This window comes from Sphingobium sp. DEHP117 (assembly GCF_030867385.1).
Lineage (GTDB): Bacteria > Pseudomonadota > Alphaproteobacteria > Sphingomonadales > Sphingomonadaceae > Sphingobium.
Genome location: NZ_JAPFBJ010000002.1, coordinates 189779 through 207886, shown reverse-complemented (window position 1 = coordinate 207886; position 18108 = coordinate 189779). Strand labels below are relative to the sequence as shown.

19 protein-coding genes are annotated in these 18108 nt (G+C 57.3%); 15 read left to right on the top strand and 4 right to left on the bottom strand.

Annotated elements, in window-relative coordinates; all coding sequences use genetic code 11:
• Positions 1–199: 199 nt before the first annotated feature.
• The 15 genes from OOT33_RS08040 to OOT33_RS07970 all read left to right on the top strand — a co-directional run bounded on the left by OOT33_RS08040 (position 200) and on the right by OOT33_RS07970 (position 15840).
• Complete coding sequence (locus tag OOT33_RS08040) at positions 200–898, top strand: hypothetical protein (RefSeq protein WP_307749497.1); 699 nt, start codon at positions 200–202, stop codon at positions 896–898.
• A 10-nt stretch (positions 899–908) separates the two neighbouring features.
• Positions 909–1478, top strand: a complete 570-nt coding sequence (locus tag OOT33_RS08035) for a cytochrome c oxidase subunit 3 (RefSeq protein ID WP_307749496.1) — start codon at positions 909–911, stop codon at positions 1476–1478.
• Positions 1479–1485: 7 nt separating this feature from the next.
• Positions 1486–1737 carry a cytochrome C oxidase subunit IV family protein gene (locus OOT33_RS08030; RefSeq protein ID WP_307749495.1) on the top strand — a complete coding sequence of 84 codons (252 nt, stop codon included), beginning with the start codon at positions 1486–1488 and terminating at the stop codon, positions 1735–1737.
• Positions 1738–1776: 39 nt separating this feature from the next.
• On the top strand, positions 1777–2595 hold the full coding sequence (locus OOT33_RS08025; RefSeq protein ID WP_307749494.1) for an SDR family oxidoreductase: 819 nt from the start codon (positions 1777–1779) through the stop codon (positions 2593–2595).
• Positions 2596–2758: 163 nt separating this feature from the next.
• Positions 2759–3736, top strand: a complete 978-nt coding sequence (locus tag OOT33_RS08020) for an SDR family NAD(P)-dependent oxidoreductase (RefSeq protein ID WP_307749493.1) — start codon at positions 2759–2761, stop codon at positions 3734–3736.
• Between the two features lie 12 nt (positions 3737–3748).
• Entirely contained in the window at positions 3749–4777 is a 1029-nt protein-coding gene (locus OOT33_RS08015; protein WP_307749492.1) for an LLM class flavin-dependent oxidoreductase, read from the top strand.
• 39 nt (positions 4778–4816) lie between these two features.
• Positions 4817–5047, top strand: a complete 231-nt coding sequence (locus tag OOT33_RS08010) for a biotin/lipoyl-containing protein (protein WP_307749491.1) — start codon at positions 4817–4819, stop codon at positions 5045–5047.
• Between the two features lie 105 nt (positions 5048–5152).
• Positions 5153–5611: a hypothetical protein gene (locus OOT33_RS08005; RefSeq protein ID WP_307749490.1), complete on the top strand. Its 459-nt coding sequence runs from the start codon at positions 5153–5155 to the stop codon at positions 5609–5611.
• Positions 5612–5645: 34 nt separating this feature from the next.
• Positions 5646–6470, top strand: coding sequence for an SDR family oxidoreductase (locus OOT33_RS08000; protein WP_307749489.1), 825 nt, complete (start codon positions 5646–5648; stop codon positions 6468–6470).
• 239 nt (positions 6471–6709) lie between these two features.
• Positions 6710–7423, top strand: a complete 714-nt coding sequence (locus tag OOT33_RS07995; RefSeq protein ID WP_307749488.1) for a GntR family transcriptional regulator — start codon at positions 6710–6712, stop codon at positions 7421–7423.
• A gap of 338 nt (positions 7424–7761) precedes the next feature.
• On the top strand, positions 7762–8526 hold the full coding sequence (locus OOT33_RS07990; RefSeq protein WP_307749487.1) for an enoyl-CoA hydratase-related protein: 765 nt from the start codon (positions 7762–7764) through the stop codon (positions 8524–8526).
• 120 nt (positions 8527–8646) lie between these two features.
• On the top strand, positions 8647–9894 hold the full coding sequence (locus tag OOT33_RS07985; protein ID WP_307749486.1) for a cytochrome P450: 1248 nt from the start codon (positions 8647–8649) through the stop codon (positions 9892–9894).
• Positions 9895–9917: 23 nt separating this feature from the next.
• Positions 9918–11510: a GMC family oxidoreductase N-terminal domain-containing protein gene (locus tag OOT33_RS07980; RefSeq protein ID WP_307749485.1), complete on the top strand. Its 1593-nt coding sequence runs from the start codon at positions 9918–9920 to the stop codon at positions 11508–11510.
• Positions 11511–11636: 126 nt separating this feature from the next.
• Entirely contained in the window at positions 11637–12818 is a 1182-nt protein-coding gene (locus OOT33_RS07975) for an amidohydrolase family protein (protein ID WP_307749483.1), read from the top strand.
• A gap of 517 nt (positions 12819–13335) precedes the next feature.
• Entirely contained in the window at positions 13336–15840 is a 2505-nt protein-coding gene (locus OOT33_RS07970) for a TonB-dependent receptor domain-containing protein (RefSeq protein ID WP_307749482.1), read from the top strand.
• A gap of 86 nt (positions 15841–15926) precedes the next feature.
• Here OOT33_RS07970 and OOT33_RS07965 read toward each other — a convergent pair whose 3' ends face one another.
• The 4 genes from OOT33_RS07965 to OOT33_RS17880 form a co-directional block, all read right to left on the bottom strand.
• Entirely contained in the window at positions 15927–16172 is a 246-nt protein-coding gene (locus OOT33_RS07965) for a cytochrome C oxidase subunit IV family protein (RefSeq protein ID WP_307749481.1), read from the bottom strand.
• 22 nt (positions 16173–16194) lie between these two features.
• A complete protein-coding gene (locus tag OOT33_RS07960; RefSeq protein WP_307749480.1) occupies positions 16195–16767 on the bottom strand; it encodes a cytochrome c oxidase subunit 3 in 573 nt (190 codons plus the stop codon).
• A gap of 3 nt (positions 16768–16770) precedes the next feature.
• Entirely contained in the window at positions 16771–17412 is a 642-nt protein-coding gene (locus OOT33_RS07955) for a hypothetical protein (RefSeq protein WP_307749479.1), read from the bottom strand.
• A gap of 433 nt (positions 17413–17845) precedes the next feature.
• Positions 17846–18100 (bottom strand): SRPBCC family protein, encoded by a 255-nt coding sequence (locus tag OOT33_RS17880; protein ID WP_373690535.1) that lies wholly within the window; start codon positions 18098–18100, stop codon positions 17846–17848.
• Between the last annotated feature and the right edge of the window lie 8 nt (positions 18101–18108).

The following is an 18108-nucleotide window of genomic DNA, read 5'->3' as shown; positions in this document are numbered from 1 at the left end:
AGATGCGCCTGGTCGCTGTCCGTTCATATCAAACAATTGGGTCGTGAGGTAAAGACGCTCGGCGCCGAGGCGATCAGACTTTTCATCATGTGCCAGAGCATTTTCAGAATGGCCGTGGACGGCCATTCGGCTCGAAAATGATCCAGAGAGGCCTGGCAGACGGGTCCGAGATGGAAAGCTGCTGAGAGGAGGGGCGATCATGAATACTATCCATCGTATATGCATATGGCTGGGCCTGTTCGGCCTGGTGCTTATGGGCGCCGGCATGATGCCGCTGATGCATTCGGTTCCGCCGCCCGATCCTCTGCTAGGTCCGGATGCGGTCAAAGCGTTCTACATCGATAACTCTCTGGGCATCAGGATTGGTGCGCTGCTCGTCCTCGCGGGGTCGCCCGGGTTCATCCTGTTCTATGTTCCGCTGTCCTCCATGATGGCTAGAATGGAACCGCGTTCTTGGGAGTTGGCCGCTATTCAACTCATCTGCGGCACGTTCGCCGTGATACCTTTCATGTTTTTCACCCTGCTCCTGATCGCCGCAGCCTACCGGCCCGACCAGGCAGCGCTGACGATCCAGGCGCTCGCAGACGTGGGTTGGCTGGGACTGTTCGTTCCCACTATTTTCGCAGTGCCACAGATGTTCGCGATTGGAGCGGCGGTCCTGAGGGATCGGTCGGATGTCCCGATTTTTCCGCGCTGGATTGGGTATTTCAACTTCTGCGATGCGATCCTCTTCCAGACTTCCATGTTTGTCGCCGTGTTCAAATCCGGTCCGTTTGCGTGGAATGGGATCCTGGCGTTCTGGATACCTTTCACGATGTTCTTCTGGTGGTTCATTATCATGATGTGGGCCATGCTGCGCGCGTTGAAAAAGCATCCGGTCTACGCCGGCTCCAATTGATGGGACGACAATGAGCGAGCCGGAGAACCGCAGGATACCGGCGGAAGCGGGCGTTTGGGTTTTCGTGATAAGCGACATGATGGTGTTCGCCATCATGTTCGCGAGCTTCGTCTACCATCGTTCGCAAGCTCCGGAGCTTTATGCGATGGGCAGCCGCCCTCTCAGCGTGGGGCTGGGGCTGCTCAATACGATAGTTCTGCTGACCGGTTCCCTGTTTGTGGCCCGCGGGGTCGAGGCCTTTCGCATAGCGCATTTCGATCGATCGCGGCGATTGATATTGCTGGGTATCGCCTGTGGCGCCTTGTTCGTGGGCGTGAAGTGTGTCGAGTGGAACGACGCATTCGTGGCCGGACTGACACCGCTGGCTGGCGATTTCCACATGTTCTATTTCATGTTGACCGGCATCCATCTGGTGCATGTCATCCTGGCATCCATCCTGTTGATCATCGTCCGTAACTGGAAGGTCGACCCTGCGAGGCCAGCTGCAGCACTGATCGCGACGGAAGCTGGGGGAATCGTATGGCACCTGGTGGACCTCATCTGGATCGTGCTGTTCCCCCTGCTTTATCTCACCTCTTGAGGCCGAAATGCGCTTGTTGATCGTTTGGGCAGTACTCGTTGCCGCCACCTTAGCGAGTTTCGTTATCGGCGAGGATGCCAAGCACCAGGCTATGACAACTGCTGCCATCCTCGCCATCGCCTTCTTTAAAGCGAGGCTGGTGCTGCAGGAATTCATGGAGGTGAACACCGCACCGATCCTGCTTCGCGTGATAACCGATGCCTGGGTTCTGGGCGTCGGAGCACTTCTGATCGCTGTTCCGTTCGTCGCCTCCCGGTGACGGCCGAAGCAGGTTCACATAAATGAACGGAGGGACCCAATGGACTTGCAGTTGAAGGGAAAGCGCGCGCTCGTCACGGGCAGCAACTCCGGTATCGGGGCGGCCATTGCTGCGGAGCTCGCTGCGGAGGGCGCAGCGGTGGTGATCCATGGGCGCGACCGCGATCGCGCGGAGAAAGTTGCGGCTGACCTAAATGCAAAGGGCGGGCGGGCAGTTGTCGTGCTTGGAGACATCAGGACAGACGCTGGTGCCGAGAGGCTGGCTCAAGAGGCGCAGGAAGCTCTGGGCGGCATCGACATCCTGGTGAACAATGCCGCCAGCATGGTGCGGGAAGACAACCCCACGTTCGCCGACACCTTGCCGGACGAATATCTGGAAGCAGTCAACAGCAATCTCGTCCCTTTGGCGCGTTTGTCGCTGAATCTTTCGCCGGCAATGGCTGAGCGCAAATGGGGCAGAATCATTTCGATCTCATCGATCGGCGGCCGTATGCTGGCCGGGCGTATTCACGCATACTGTGCATCCAAGGCCGCTGTCGATCATCTGGCCGGCAATCTTTCCCAGACGCTTGCACCCTCTGGAATAACGGTGAACACGATCGCGCCTGGAACGATCGCCTCGCCAATGTCTGATGATTGGATCGCCACGCTCCGGACGCAATATCCTGAGCTGGGTTGGACCGACGACGTGATGGAGAACGAGCGCGTTTATACGTCACATTTCGCACCTCAGCCGGTTCCGCGCCTTGGGCGGCCCGAAGAGATAGCTGCGGCGGTCGCCTTCCTCGCTTCACGCCGCGCCGATTATATCACGGGCGCTTATCTGCGGGTCGACGGCGGGGTGATGCAATCGCTGTGATGCTGCCCATAATCTCAAGTCCAATGCTGCCAACAAATTGGCCCGGTTGACCAAGAATCGACCAAGATCCCGCTATAGTGACACTTCCTCACACCGGTTGAACGAGGTGCGGGCTCTACGAGAGTTTTTGCAGGGCGTGTCCGAGATTTTGATGGAGTTCGGGATGAGCGAGCAGTCGACTGTGCGCCTCGATGATCGTGTAGCGGTGGTAACCGGAGCCGGTAACGGACTGGGGCGCGAATACGCGTTGGCATTGGCTGAGCGCGGTGCTGCGGTGGTCGTGAACGATCTGGGCACCGATGTTAGAGGCAAGGAAGTCAGGGTCGGGGACCATCCCGCGGATCGTGTCGTCGAAGAAATTCGGATGAAGGGCGGCCGTGCGGTCGCCAGCAAGGCCTCGTGTTCAACATATGAGGGCGGGCAGTCGATTATCGCCACTGCGCTTGATGCTTTCGGGCGTATCGACATACTGGTGCACAATGCGGGCTTTCTCCGTAACCGCTCGTTTGCTGACATGACGGAGGAGCAGTTCCGCACTGTCATCGATGTGCATTTGATGGGCGCTTTTTACACCGCTCAGCCTGCCTTCCGCGCGATGATGAACAGCGGTTACGGCCGGATCGTTTTGATTGGCTCCGCTGCGGGCGAGTTCGGATCCTACTGGCAGGCCAACTATTCCGCTGCCAAGGCGGGCGTGGTCGGGTTTATGAACGACATCGCCAACGAAGGCGCAGAGCATGGCATTTTGGTGAATACGGTGCTGCCGCTGGCAACAACGAGGCTGGGTGTCGAGGAAGATGACTGGGCGCCTGGATTTTTCGACGCTGCTCCTGCCGGTTGGGCCCAGGAATTGCTGGTGCCCGATCATGGACGCGACTTCGTTGCATCTATGGTCGTCTGGCTGGCGAGCGAGAACTGCAAAGGCACGCAAAACGTTTATAGTGTGGCCGGGGGGCGCTTTGCCCGTGTGTTTACCGGGGTCACGCATGGCTGGTTGTCAAACTTTCCACAAGCAGCGAGCCCTGAGGACATCGAGGCGAACCTGGCTGAAATCGAAGATCTGGGGCGGTTCACCGCGCCGAAGGTCTTGTACGGTGAGTTTGAGGCAATCCTGCAGAACCGCGCTAACGCGCGCACTTAATGGTAGGCAAAGATGAAAGACTCTAAATCACTCGAATTTGGACTCATGTGCGAGTTCCGCAATCCCAAGGATTGGGCGCGGCCCTTTCGTGAACGCGTGGATGAGGTTATTGACGCAGCAGTGCGGGCCGAAGAACTGGGGTACGATGCCATCCAGTTCACAGAGCATCATTTCTACGAAGATGAATATATATCCTCTCCGCTGCTGCTCGCGACGCTGGCTGCATACCGCACCAAGACAATCCGCATCGGGTCTTCGGTACTGATCCTGCCGCTCTATAACCCGGTGCGCCTTGCAGAGGATGCCGCCTTCATAGATAACCTTTCGAACGGCCGGTATGAGCTTGGCTTCGGTGTCGGCTACCGCTCCGAAGAATTCAATGGAATGAGCATAGCGTGGGAGAAGCGGGGCGAGCGCACCGACGAGGCCGTCGAAATCATCCGCAGGCTCTGGGAAGGAGAGGAAGTCACCTTCCACGGCAACCATTTTCGGGTCGACAAGGCAAGCCTGCGTCCCAAACCCGTCCAACAACCACGTCCGCCGATATTGGTCGGCGGGTTTTCGAAGCCGGCCTCCCGGCGCGCTGCGCGTTACGATGGGCTTCTGATAGGAAGCGATCTGTCCCAAAACGAGGTTTATGAGGAGGAGCTGCGTGCTGCCGGGCGCGACGTCGCTTCGGGTGCGATCTATGGCGGCAAAGCGTGGACCTATGTGTCGGAAACGCCCGAGGAAACCTGGAATACAGTCGCCCCGTACGCGATGTATCATATAAATTATTATACGGCTCAGGGCGCAGCCGATAGCTATTTCACGCAAGAAGAAGGCAGCCAAGCCTCGTCGGCTTCGTTGGAAGCATTTCGGGCGCTGGGCGTGTTCCGTGTTATTTCGCCTGACGAGATGATCGAAGAGATCAAGGGCATGCAATCACAAATGAATCTGAAGCGGTATCTCTACTTCATGAACACCGGCATGGTCCCAATGAAAGTGATCGGTCCGTCGATCGAGCTGTTTGCCAAGAAGGTCATTCCCGCATTCCGCTAGGATATTGAAACACTTCTATTGATTGTTGAAGGAAGACTGATGGCTCTGACACTGACCATTCCGAAACTCGAAATGTCAATGACCGAAGGAACATTGGCCGAATGGAGCGTAGAGGACGGCGCGCATGTTGAAGCCGGCGATGTGATTTACGTTCTTGAAACCGACAAGACTGCGCGTGACATCGAAGCACCTGTCGCCGGAAAGCTGCTCCAAAGAGCGGCGCCCGGCGAGACCTATGAGGTCGGCACGGAAATAGGCGAGATTGTCTAGGCACAGGCGCGGAATTCAGTCGGCGCATGCACATGTGCATGAAGCCTCATTTTGCCTGGCAGATCGTTTTCAAGATGGCAGTTCAAGATCGAAAGGGCATGCTCAATGAAAGGCTTTTCCCGACACGTAGACCATATCAACTGGATCTCGCGGCCTGAGAATCTTCACGCTAACGTCACGCGGCTGGAAGCCCTGACAGGCCTGAAAATGCAGCACCTCGATCTGACTGCATTCGGATTCGAAATGTACATGTCCTGGGAGGGAGGCGTCGGCGTTATCGCACCGACTGGGGAACCGAGCCCCTCCAACCAACATCTGCATGACTGGCTGGACGAGCGCGGCGAGGGTGTTCGCTCGGTTATTTTCGGCGTTGCCGACATCGAAAGCGAAACCGACAGATTGACCGCACTTGGGTTCGCTGTGGGCAAGGAGTTGAACGATGCACCAGGTTCGCCCTGGCACGACAAGGTCAGTATTCGGGAACGGCCGGTCACTGCCATCATGAACACCGCGTTCACGCTGGGTCAGATCTTCTACAGCGATGATGTCGTGAAAGTTCTGTGAAAGGTCCGACAGGACAATAGGGAGGGTATGTATCATGGACTTCGGCATCAGAGGAAAAGTGGCTTTGGTCGTGGGCGGGAGCAAGGGCATGGGCCGTGGATCCGCCGAAGCTCTGGCTGCGGAGGGCTGTATCGTCGGTGTCGTCGCGCGTGATCAGGCTGGCATCGACGAGGCTGTGGATCAGATTTGCACGACGGGCGGCCAAGCGATCGGGATATCGGCGGACATGGCGACGCCCGATGGAATCCGGAGCGCCGTGCAGCGCCTGACCGATGCGGTGGGGTCACCGGATATCGTCGTAAGCCTTGTCAACGACTTCAATTTCGGATCATTCGAAAACTCGAACGCAGAAAAATTCGCGGAAGTGTTCCAGACTTTCACCCTGTCACAGGTAGCCCTCGCGCATGCAACGATCCCTGCCATGCGCGAAAAACGCTGGGGGCGCTTCATCCACATTGGTTCCCTGGCCGGCAAGGAGCCACGGCTGAAGTGGGACCACATCTACCATAACACTGTGCGGCCATCGACGGTGGGGTTCTTTCGCTCGTTGGCGCAAGAAGTTGGAAAATACGGCATCACAGTGAATGTCGTCGGACCCGGCCTTATCCGGACGCCCTCGTTCGAATGGTTTACGTCTCATAACCTCGGGTTCACGAAAGAGGAAACCGCCCAGTGGCTTGCGGGCGAAATCGGCTTTCCCGGCTCGGAGGGAAAGATGCGCTTGGAGATAGCTCTCGAGCGCGCCGGCGAAATGGAGGAAATCGGCGCGACGGTCGCATTCCTCGCCTCGCGCCAGGGTGGATATATCACCGGCGAATGGATTGCGGTCGACGGCGGAGAGCACGCCTACACATTTTGAAGCACCGATGCGCTTGCCCCTCCAACACTGATTTTCTGCCCGCCTGACACAGCGGCTGATGCCGCGCTCAGGCGAGGGGCGGCAGCAATAGCGAGTTCGCCGAACGAGAATGTCTGTCCAGATTGTTCCGTTCTATCGCTAGCATTCCGGTCGGCGACGGGACTGAAGCCCTTTTAAAACGCGGCGATACGTGCAATGGCGCACTATAGCGATCTTCAGTTTCAGGGGCAGGCAGGGACATGCGAGCGAAAAAGCCAACGGTGGATGCGGTTGCCGCGGCCAAGGGGCCACCGGACAGCGATCGAGAGCAAGGACTGCCCGACCGCGTTGTTGAAGCGGTTCACGCCGGATTGATGACGGGGCGTTACGTTCCTGGACAGAAGCTTATAGAAAGTGAGTTGACCAAGACGTTCGGCGTCAGTCGAGGGTCCCTGCGCGAAGGACTCAAACGTCTGGAGTCGGATGGTGTTATCGTAATTTCGCGCAATCGCGGCGCTCACGTGCGCACGTTGACGCGCAAGGAAACAATGGACCTGGTCGAGGTTCTGGAGGTGGTCGGTCCGTTCATGGTGCAGCTTGCGGCAAAAGCCGTCAAACTCAACACTAGTGCCAACGTCAAATTGCTGGACGCCCTGTTGGCTCGACTGAACAAATACTCGGGCGGGGACTTGGAGTATCTCGATATCCGGCGAAACTTTTACGATACGATGATCAGCGTCGCCGACAATGCCCATTTGCCCGCGACGGTGCCGGTGATGCTGGTTTGCCTTCTTCGCCTGCAATTCCTCCGCTACTCGAACGTGGATCGTCAGGACAGCATCGAAATCGACAAGCAAATTGTCAGCGCGGTTCGTAATGGTCAGGAAGCCGAAGCGGCGCGATTGATGAAGCGCTATACCAAGCTCGTGAAGAAGCAATGGGCTGAACTCCCCCAGGAAGCCTTCGCAAACTAGAGCATCGCGCCAAAAAGGCCTGTCCTGAGCTTGTCGAAGGGTGGGAACCGGTTTTTGGCAACCGGTATGCGACAGCAAAAAGATAGAGCGCGCGTCATGCGTCAGATTTAACGCAGCGCGCTCTAAAATCGGCTCTGTGGCGGCATGTTGCGCATCTGCAGGGACCAACATGTCGTGCGCGTCCCTGTGGCGATGGCGGTTGGCTGGACCCGCCAATCTTAGTCATAAGATCATGATTTGGTCCTGATACGTCAAGCTTTCGATCAAGCTGCAGATAAGGCTCCTTTCAAGAGCATCTCCGCGCCTGACGCGCGGACATGCACGGAGGGAGAGAGCTTATGACGACCCGGGGAATGCCCAAATTTTCCGATTACTGCGATGCCTACGAGTTTATTGCATTGCGCCGGGAAGCCGGCATCCTGGAAGTCAAACTGCATAGTGCAGGAAACAGCCTGAAGTGGAACGCCAAGATCCATGATGAGCTCGGCTACTGCTTCTCTGACATTGCCAATGATCCCGAGAACGAAGTCGTAATTCTGACGGGAGCTGGCGAGGCTTTCTGCAATGAGGTCGACTGGGTAGGCATGGGAGAATTTAATGCCACGACGTGGGAATTGACCCACCGAGAGGGTCTCCGCCTGCTGCAAAATCTGCTTGATGTGCAGGTACCGGTCATTGCTGCGATCAACGGGCCAGCCCATGTCCATGCCGAAATTCCGCTAATCTCGAATATTGTCGTGGCCTCGGATACTTCCTCGTTCCAGGACGGAGTGCATTTCCTTCTTGGCGCCGTGCCGGGCGACGGCACCCATTCGATATGGCCTGCGCTGCTCGGCCCCACTCGCGGCAGCTATTTCCTTATGACCGGGCAGATCATAGGCGCAAGCGAGGCTCTTCAGGCCGGGTTTGTCCACGAAGTTGTCGCGCCGGTCGATGTCTTGCCGCGGGCCTGGGAGCTGGCCGCACAGATTGCGGCGTGCCCACGCATTGCACGACGATACACGCGTGAGCTGATGACCCAGCCCCTCAAGCGGCTGCTGCTCGAAAATCTGAGCCACGGTCTGGCTCTCGAGGGGCTGGCGATGCTGCAGGCTCAGGGATGAACTGATCGATAAATAGCTGTCTCGCATCGACAGCAACTAGCGCCGCACGGTCAAGACGAATGCGCCAAGCGATATCAAAGTTGATCGAAAGCTGCAGACGAGCGCTACCTGGAGATTGCAATGTATAACATGCCGCGAATAAGAGATCTCGATAACTCGGATTTCAATCCATTTATTTCCGATGACATCGCCTGGGGGGGCGTCGACGATCCCTACCCGACAATAGCGCGCATGCGTCGGGAAAAGTCGGTTCATAAGATCGACTATCGCGAGATCTTTACCGGGTCACCCGACCCGACATTCAAATCGGACGAGAAATACACGATCCTCGGTTATGAGGCGGTGTCCGGTGCGCTCATGAGCCCGGAAAACTTTTCCAATTCCCTGTTCATGGATGCACTGGGCCCGGCGCTCGGCAGAAGCATCGTCATGATGGACCCGCCGGAGCATTCGCGATACCGGCGGCTTTTCCAAAAGGCGTTTCTGCCGCAGATCGTGGCGCAGTGGCAGAAGGAGATCATCGATCCGGTCATCGCCGGTTTGATCGACGATTTTCGTGCCGATGGAAAAGCCGATCTGGTTTCCCAGTTCACCAGCCATTTTCCATTTCAGATCGTCTATCGGCAACTGGACCTGCCTGCAGAGGATTGCGCGACCTTTCATAAACTCGCGATGGCACAGAACTTCATGCCATCGCACCCGCACGAAGCGATCGAAGCGGGAAGCCGCCTCGGAGAATATTTCGATAGATTGATTGACATCCGCAGCGAAAAGCCAGGCATCGATCTGATAAGCCTGTTCGCTACTGCCGAGGTGGAAGGCGAGCGCCTGCCGCGTGAAATCGCAATATCCTTTGTCAAGCAATTGGTTAATGCTGCTGGAGATACCACCTTCCGCGCGACGGGGACTTTGCTGGCCGCGCTGCTGACCAATCCCGACATGCTGGAGGCAATTCGCAAGGACCGGTCCTTGATTCCCGCAGCAATCGAGGAGACCCTGCGCTGGGAAGGCCCTGTCATTTTTACCTGGCGATCCGCAGCGAGGGACGTGGTTTTGGACGGTGTTACCATTCCGGAAGGTGCCGCAGTCAATATTGTGACCGGGTCGGCCAATCGTGACGAAACCCGTTTTCCCGATCCAGACAAATTCGACATTTTCCGCAAGTCCACCCATCGCCATCTCGGCTTCTCGACCGGGCCACATGTCTGCATCGGCCAGCACCTCGCGCGGCTGGAGATGACCCGCGCGCTGGAGGCGTTCCTGGACCGGTTGCCCAATTTGCGGCTTGATCCTGACTATCCGGAACCACGGGCCACGGGATTTCAGCTCAGGTCACCTCGGCAAGTTCGCGTGCTGTTTGACGCGTAAAGAAGCAAGGTTGACACCGTCATATGCAGAAGTTTGATTTCGTAATCGTCGGTGCAGGGTCTGCGGGATGCGTGCTTGCGGACCAGCTTTCTGCATCAGGGCGTCACTCGGTGTTACTTGTCGAAGCGGGCGGACCGGACAATAGTCCGTATATACACATGCCAAAAGGGATCGGACGGATCGTCGGCGATCCGAAGCGAAACCTGTTTTACCAGACAGAGCCTGAACCGGGAAACGGGGGCGTTGGCGAGGTGTGGTTGCGTGGCAAGACGCTCGGAGGGTCCAGCGCAATCAATGGAATGGTCTATAACAGGGGGCAGCCTGCGGACTATGACCACCTCGAAAGCCTTGGCTGCCCCGGCTGGGGTTGGAGCGAAATGCTCCCTCATTTCAAGGCGATCGAAAACCACCCGCTCGGTGCATCTGCGTGGAGAGGTGAGGGCGGGCCGTTGGGGCTGTCCCTTCCGCCGGCGGACGACCCCTTGAACAAGATTGTGCTGTCAGCGCTTGCATCCCTAGGCTTGCGGCGGCTCGAGGATCTCAATGAGGATCATGGCGCCGGGGCGTTCGGCCTCCTGCCCCAGACCATATATCGCGGGAAGCGGATGAGTTCGGCAGTTGCGTTTCTCAAGCCGGCCATGCGGCGGCCGAACTTGAGGGTCGTCACGGGGAAACGCGCAGACAAGCTTCTCTTCGAGGGAAATCGCGTCGCAGGACTCCGCTGCGTCGATGGAACGGAATATCGGTGCGGGCGGGAGATCATTTTGTCCGCAGGGGCATTGGAATCGCCGGGCGTGTTGATGCGCTCGGGCATCGGCGATGCGCGGGAGCTGCAGGCGATGGGCATTCAGCCAATTTACCATGCTCCGCAAATGGGCTGCAATCTTATCGAGCACCGCACGCTGACGCCTGAATATGAGGTCAGCAGCTATAGATTCAGCCAGAATAATCGCTTTTCGGGATGGCGGCTTTTGGCCGGTGTGAGTGCCTACTACGCCGCTCGATCCGGCACCTTGAGCCGGGGCTCTTTCGAGATTGGAATATTCCCCAAGGTCACGGAAGGCCCCGGCCGCCCTGACTCACAGATACTGCTGTTTCCCTATACGATCGATCCCGCGAAATTTCCCTTGGGTACGGGCGATACTCCGCAAATCGCCTTTGCGGGCTTTATCTCGCGCCCCGACAGCCGGGGTTCGTTGAAACTGCGGTCGAGCGACCCGATGGCGCCGCCGGTGATCCGCCCTAACTACCTTGCAACCGAGCATGATCGTGCGGTGGCCATCGGCACGATCCGCTACATACGAAAGATTGCAGGAGCCGCGCCGCTGCGTGATATTATCGTGCGCGAGACGTCTCCCGGCCCCGACACGAAGAGTGACGAGGAATTGCTCGCCGCGTGGTCGACCAAGGGCGGTTGCGGCTATCACACGATCGGTACCTGTGCGATGGGGTCCAATCCCCAATCGGTCACGGACCCGAATCTGCGGGTCCGCGGCGTAGAAGGCGTTCGAGTCATGGATAATTCGGTGCTCCCTCACATGGTTTCGGGTAATACCAATGCGCCTATGATGGCCATGGCCCGGCGCGCGGCAGCACTGATCCTCCAGGGGGCATGATGCAGATTGTCCGACAATATTGATTGACAAAAAATATTTATGATCTAAGTTCCCGATGGTCGGCGTCGGTCCAGTGAGTCTGTCAATGGCAGGCGGCGCAGCGGACCGGCCGCGTAGAAAACGATCATGACGAGGAACGAGATGACCCAATATCTTTGCATCGACGCAGATGCCCACATCACCGAACCGCGTGACACCTGGACCAGCCGGGTTTCCAGCAAATATAAGGATCGTGTCCCGACGGTGAGGCTCGACCCCGCAACGGGCGCCGAAACCTGGTACATGGGCGACAACAAGATGGCCACTGTTGGCCTTACCGCGACCGCCGGCTTCGCGCGTGAAATGCCGGAATTTCCCCTTACCTACGAGGATGCAATCCCAGCATCCTACGATTCAGGCGCGCGGCTGAAGTTTATGGACGAGGCCGGGATCTGGGCGCAGGTCCTGTATGGAAATGTGGGGGGCTTTGGAGCCCAGCAGTTCCTGTCCGGCGATGATCGCGATCTCGCCAACGAATGTGTCAGGGCCTATAACGATTTTCTCGTCGACTGGACGTCGGTTGATGCCCGCCGGTTTGTGAAAAACGTCGCGGTGCCGTTCTGGGATATCGATGCGACGGTAAAGGAGATAGAGCGCTGCGCCAAGCTGGGGTTTGGCGGCATCACTTTCACGGGCGCGCCTCATGATTTCGGGTTTCCCTTCATCGGCGACAGGCATTGGGATCCGCTGTGGAGCGTGGCGGTGGACACCGGATTGCCGATTAACTTCCATATCGGCAGCGGTGACCTCACCACTCTCGATTTTCCGAAACGCTGCGAGGTTGACGGGTTCGCATCGGCCTGGGCGCGGGGAAGCGCAGACTGCTTTTTGATGAATGCTTTCCAGCTGAACGACCTGCTCTTCTCCGGCGTGCTCGCCCGGCATCCGAAGATCAAGTTCGTATCCGTTGAAAGCGGCATCGGGTGGATACCGTTCGTGCTTGAGGCGGCCGATCATCAGTTCAAGGTGAACGATGTGTCAAGATCGCGTCCTGACTTCAAAATGCTTCCGAGTGAGTATTTTCGGCAAAATGTCTACGCATGTTACTGGTTCGAAAAGGACGCTCCCAGTCAGGTGATCAGCACCGTAGGAGAGGATAATATTCTTTTCGAAACCGACTTTCCGCATCCAACCTGTCTTTATGACAATATCCCGGAGGCCATCGAAACGGCACTCGGAAAATTCGACCATGTCGTGAAAGACAAAATTCTGTTCGGCAACGCGGCCAAGCTATACAACATCGAGATGCCGCAGCTGGCGGTGGCGTGAAAGCGGCAACCTCACGTTTTCACGACTAGACCATGATCGGTTCAGGCTGAATCGCCTGAAACTTCGATCACGGTCTCATCCAAAGTATGAGCCTTCGCCTTTATTGAACGCCTGCGGCGCTTCAATCAAAGGCGGTCAGGCTCTGAGGAGTGGCTTTCAGTCCGTCCTTTGTGCCGCGCGAGATAAGATGCTCGCGCGGCACATGTTTTGAGGACGTGTGATAGTGCGAAACGGGGCCTGAACGCGCCGAGGGAGGATCATGTCGGGCTGCGCCAACAGGGATGCGCTCTTCCTGCCCTTCCTAACCGGAAGTGACGCGCATTACATTCGGACACCGACGAAACAATAGGGCGAAGTTGTAGGACAATAATATTTGACATCATGCAGGCTTTGGCTAGATTCGGGCGGCAGGTCTGGAGTGCCGCTGCATCAACAGATGATTTGCCGGTTAGCCATAAGACCAGAATTCATAAGAATGGCGAGAAATACTCGCGCCGAAACGGGAGGATGCCAAGTGATGGATGACTCGAGGAAAGCCGCCGGTGCCGCATTGATGGCGGTTCTATGTGTAGCGCCGCTTTCGGTGATGCCGGCAGCGGCGCAGTCCGAGCAGGGCAGTGGGGACGGCGAAATTATCGTCACCGCGCGAAAACAGCAGGAGTCCGTTCTGCGCGTGCCTGTCGTCGAGCAGGTCCTAACGGCCGACGCGATCGAGCGTTTTCAGATCCGCGATGTGCAAGACATTTCAACGCGCATTCCAGGTCTGGCAAGTGGCAGCACAATTGGTTCGATCGGCGAGCAGATGTCGCTGCGGGGCGTCGGCTCGAACTCTCTCGATCAGGGTGTCGACCAATCTGTTTCGCTTGTGATCGATGGGCTGCAGTTGACCCACGGACTTGCGTTTCGCGCTGCCGCGTTCGATCTGCAGCAGGTTGAGGTGTTGAAGGGGCCCCAGGCGCTCTATTTTGGCAAGAACACCACTGCCGGCCTCATTTCCTTCCAGACGGCCGATCCGGGCAAAGAGCTTGAGGTCAAAGCCAACGCTTCCTACGAGTTCGAAACTCGGGAGAAACGCGGGGAATTCGTTATCTCCACTCCAATCAACGAAACGCTGGGCGTCCGTGTCGCGGCTCTCTACAGCAATCTGGATGGAGACCTCAAGAACATAGCCTTTGCGCAACCCCGCTTTGGTGGCAAAAATCCTCGTTATTCCAGGCTCGGCGGCGGTCGGAGCCATCTTGTTCGCCTGACGACTCTGTGGAAGCCAACCGACAATTTCACCGCTCGACTTAAAGCCAACTTCACCAAGGACAAATTTAGATACGGCTCCACTCTGCAGCTGGCGTCATGCCCCGATGGAACAGGGCCGATCGGTGGCGCGCCCTGGAACTTCTTTTCACCTGCCGAGGATTGCAAGTTCGACAAGAAGATTACCATTATCGATTTCGACCCTGCCGCCTTTCGAGGTGTACGCAACAATGGCGTGCCTTTTCACACCCTTCGGCAAAACTTCGGCTCGCTGGAGCTCAACTACGATCTGAGCAGTCAGCTGTCCCTCACCTCTTTGAGCGGCTTTTACGATGCCAAGGGGGACGCGTCCGTAAACGCAACTTCGGCGAGCTATGCAGCCCCCGCCTTCTTGGTCGACACGCGCTTTCGTCGGCGCGAGTTCACTCAGGAACTCAGGCTTGCATCAGACTTCGACGGCCCCCTCAATTTCACGGCCGGCACCTTCTATCAGAAGGGCAAAATCTCGAACGATTTTCTCTTGCTGGGCAATCAATCGTTTTTGTTGAGCGATCTCGTACCCATCTTTCCGGCAGTTCCCATCTTGCCGCCGGAATTGGTCAAGGGAAAGAGCACCATCGATATCGATTCGATTTCGTTCTTCGGCCAACTGCGCTGGCAAGCGACCGACAAGCTTGAAATTGCGGCGGGCGCCCGTTGGCAGAACGAGCGGAGGAAGCTTCATGTCCTCGATCGCTTTACCAACACGCGGGTGGCGCTGAAGCCGGGGTCGGACCACATCGGTTCCAAGAACTGGTCACCCGAGCTGACGCTGACTTATCTGGCGACCGACGATCTGACCGTTTTCGCTGCCGCCAAACGCGCCTATAAATCTGGCTCTTTCAGCATCGTGGTGCCTGGCAATCCGGGCGAGGACAAGAGCTTCGGTGACGAACGGGTGACCGGCGGTGAAGGGGGCATCAAGGCGCGCCTGATGGATCGCGCGCTCTCGCTCAACGTAGCAGGCTACTACTATCGATATGATGGCCTTCAGACAGGCGTGAACGAACTCCAGAAGAACGGATTGCCCGTCGTTCGCACGATCAACGCGGGCAAGGCGGATATCCATGGTGTGGACCTTGAACTCAATTACCGTCCACCGGCGGTCGAAGGCCTGAGCCTCAGCCTTGTCGCCAACTGGAACAAGACCAAGTTTCTCAAGCTCAACAATGTGCCGTGCTACGGCGGCCAGTTGATTTCCCAAGGCTGCACCCAGCAGTGGGCTCCCGCTCCTGATCCCACCAACGCCCCCGGAGCGATTCTGGATCCGGCTGGCTCGGGACGCATCGGATATTACACTTCGCAAGACCTCAGGGGGATACCATTTGTACGTGCTCCCGAATGGCGGATCAATTTCGGGTTCGCGTACGAAGCGGGCCTTGCTAACGGCAAGCGCCTGATTTTTGCGAACGAAAATCAGTATTCTTCATCATACATCACGGTAGTCTCCGATCCGGCCACAAGACCCCAGGTTCGCCAGTCCGAGGCTCTCAAAGTGGATCTCAGTCTTACTCTATACGGCTCCGACGATCGATGGAGCGTTGGGTTGGCGGGTAAGAACCTCACCGACAAACTGCGGCCCGGCTTTTGCAGCACTCAGCACTCTGCCGGTGCCGCTGCGTTTTCCACGCTAATCGCGGGCGGCACAACACGGAATGTCGGCGGGGAAGACGAGCTGGCTTGCTCGGCCGCGCTCGGTCGTTCCGTCGCGGTTCGCATCGGGTTCAAATATTGATTAAGAAGGGCGATCAGACCGGGCTTTTCGGTTCTGATCGCCCGCCCATCTTCTCCGGGCGACCGCTTGTTGGCCCAACCGTGCGTTCACACGAGATAGGGTATCGCCACAAGTGCCACCCACAGGACGGCGGCCCATAGATCCGTCGCAATGCTCAGAAGCAACGGCGCGGCCCGCACTTCCATGAATTCCTGTATGACGAAACGTACTTTGACGATTGCAATTGCAAGTATGATTGCGGTTGTCACCGGGCTGGCTTTTACGTCTTCACCGATCGCGAAACTCGCAAGCGTTGCCGCTATAAGCAATAGCCAGACTACAAAGAACCGCATGGAAATCGCCTTGCGCTAACGACTACCGCGTCAGGTAGATGAGTGGAAAAAGTACGATCCAGATCAAATCGACAAGATGCCAGAAGATTCCTCCGATCTCCACAAACACCCGATCTTCGTCAGCGAAAACCCCGCCTTTCGCTTTCAGTGCGATAACCAGCAACATGCCCATTCCCACGACCACATGCACGAGGTGAATTCCCGTAAATGTGAAATAGAACATAAAAAACTCATTGGTCAGCGGAGTGATGCCATGGGCAAGCTTGCTTCCCCATTCAACAACCTTCACGCCGACAAAGGCGACCCCGGTCCCGAGACCGGCGACGAAGAGCATGAACGACCTGTCGCTCTTGTGCTTGAACGCACTTACTGCCTGGGCCACGAACAGCGAGCCTGTCAGCAACAATAGGGTGTTGAGCAGGCCCAGGGGCGTGCTCAATTGCGTTTGCGCCCTCTCGTACACTTGCGGCGACAGCGCTCGATAGTAGACGAAGGTGGCGAAGAGGATGCCGAACATGACCAGATCGCCGGCAACAAACGCCCACCATCCTGGCTCTGCGGGCAGCCTGCCCACCTTGGTCTTCGTCCTGAACAATCCTCAGGCTTCCTCTGCAAACGCCGGGTGCTTAAGTGCGCGTAATAACGTAGGGACCATGACCAGGTACCAGATGAAAAATATGCCGAAGGGTATCCAAAAGCTGAGCAGCCCATTCCAGGCAAAGGGGCCGGTTTGGAAAAGCGGAGCGAGCACCGCTGGTTGGAATAAAAGTGCCAACCACAAGTTGAAATAGCCCAGCCAACGCGGGAACAGGGGCGGGCTGGACTTGTCTCGGAGTGCGGCGACAGCCATTGCGATAAACTGCGGAACGATCGTCATCGCCGTCATGATCAGATAAAACCATCCCATGTCGGAAAATGCCTGGATCGCATAAGCGTCGCGGTCCGGGCGAAAGGCGGCGACCTGTAGGGAGGCCGCTCCAGTGATAAAGGGGAAGGTGCCGAATGCGCCGGAAAGGAGCTGAACGATGGCGAGCGGCCACAGCGAGCGGTTGATCTTGTAGATCACCGCCGAGATCGGAACGAGAAATACGAGGAAGCACATTGCGCCGAACATCATCGACATTGCGCCGAGCCGTATACCGATCGAGTGATCAAGATAGAGTGCCTTGACGGCTTCGGGAGCGAGTGCAGGCGATGGCGGAGGTACAAAGCCCATCAGGGGCATCATGCCGACCGTCATCAGCACTATGCCAACCGGGCCGAGCCATACCATGAACCTCAGGTCTTTAATCATGTCTCGCTCCCCTGCTATTCTGCAAGCACCTCTGAATTCAGGACACTCTGCTTGGCAATGTTTTACCCAGGCTATCTGCGCTCGCGCCTCTTCAACACATGTCTTCCTGCCGGGGCGCGCTGTGTCAAATTTGAATCAGCCGGCGCGCTCCAAGGTTTTGTTTTACCGCATCGTTCTGGCGCAAAACCGGTTACCGTCCTTCGACATGCTCTGGACAGGCTTTTGCGCACGATAGTCCAGGGCGGCTGTTCCGCGCAGCCAGTTTTTGTTCCTCAAATGATCGCTCATGTGCATTATCATTTGCCGTAATTTGCCGGAGCGCGCAATGCGCGATCCTGTGTAATTGCGAAGGGTGAGCGCTCGCAGGCAGCAGACCGCGTCAGCCGTTGATCGGCTTCTTCACCTCCAGCCAGCTGTCCACCACCGAATGAAAATAGGCCAGGCGTATTTCCTGCCGCGTGAGCGCCATATAGCCCAGCCCATTGTTCTTGAGACCGCGCTGTTGCCGGGGCATTGTCTCATAATCCTGTTCCAGGGTGATGAAGTAGGGATAGTGGTCACCCTCGGCCATGACTTTTCGCGGCTCGCGCGCTGCGGCGCGCTGCTCGGCAGGCAGCCAGGCCAGATTGAGCACCCACCAAT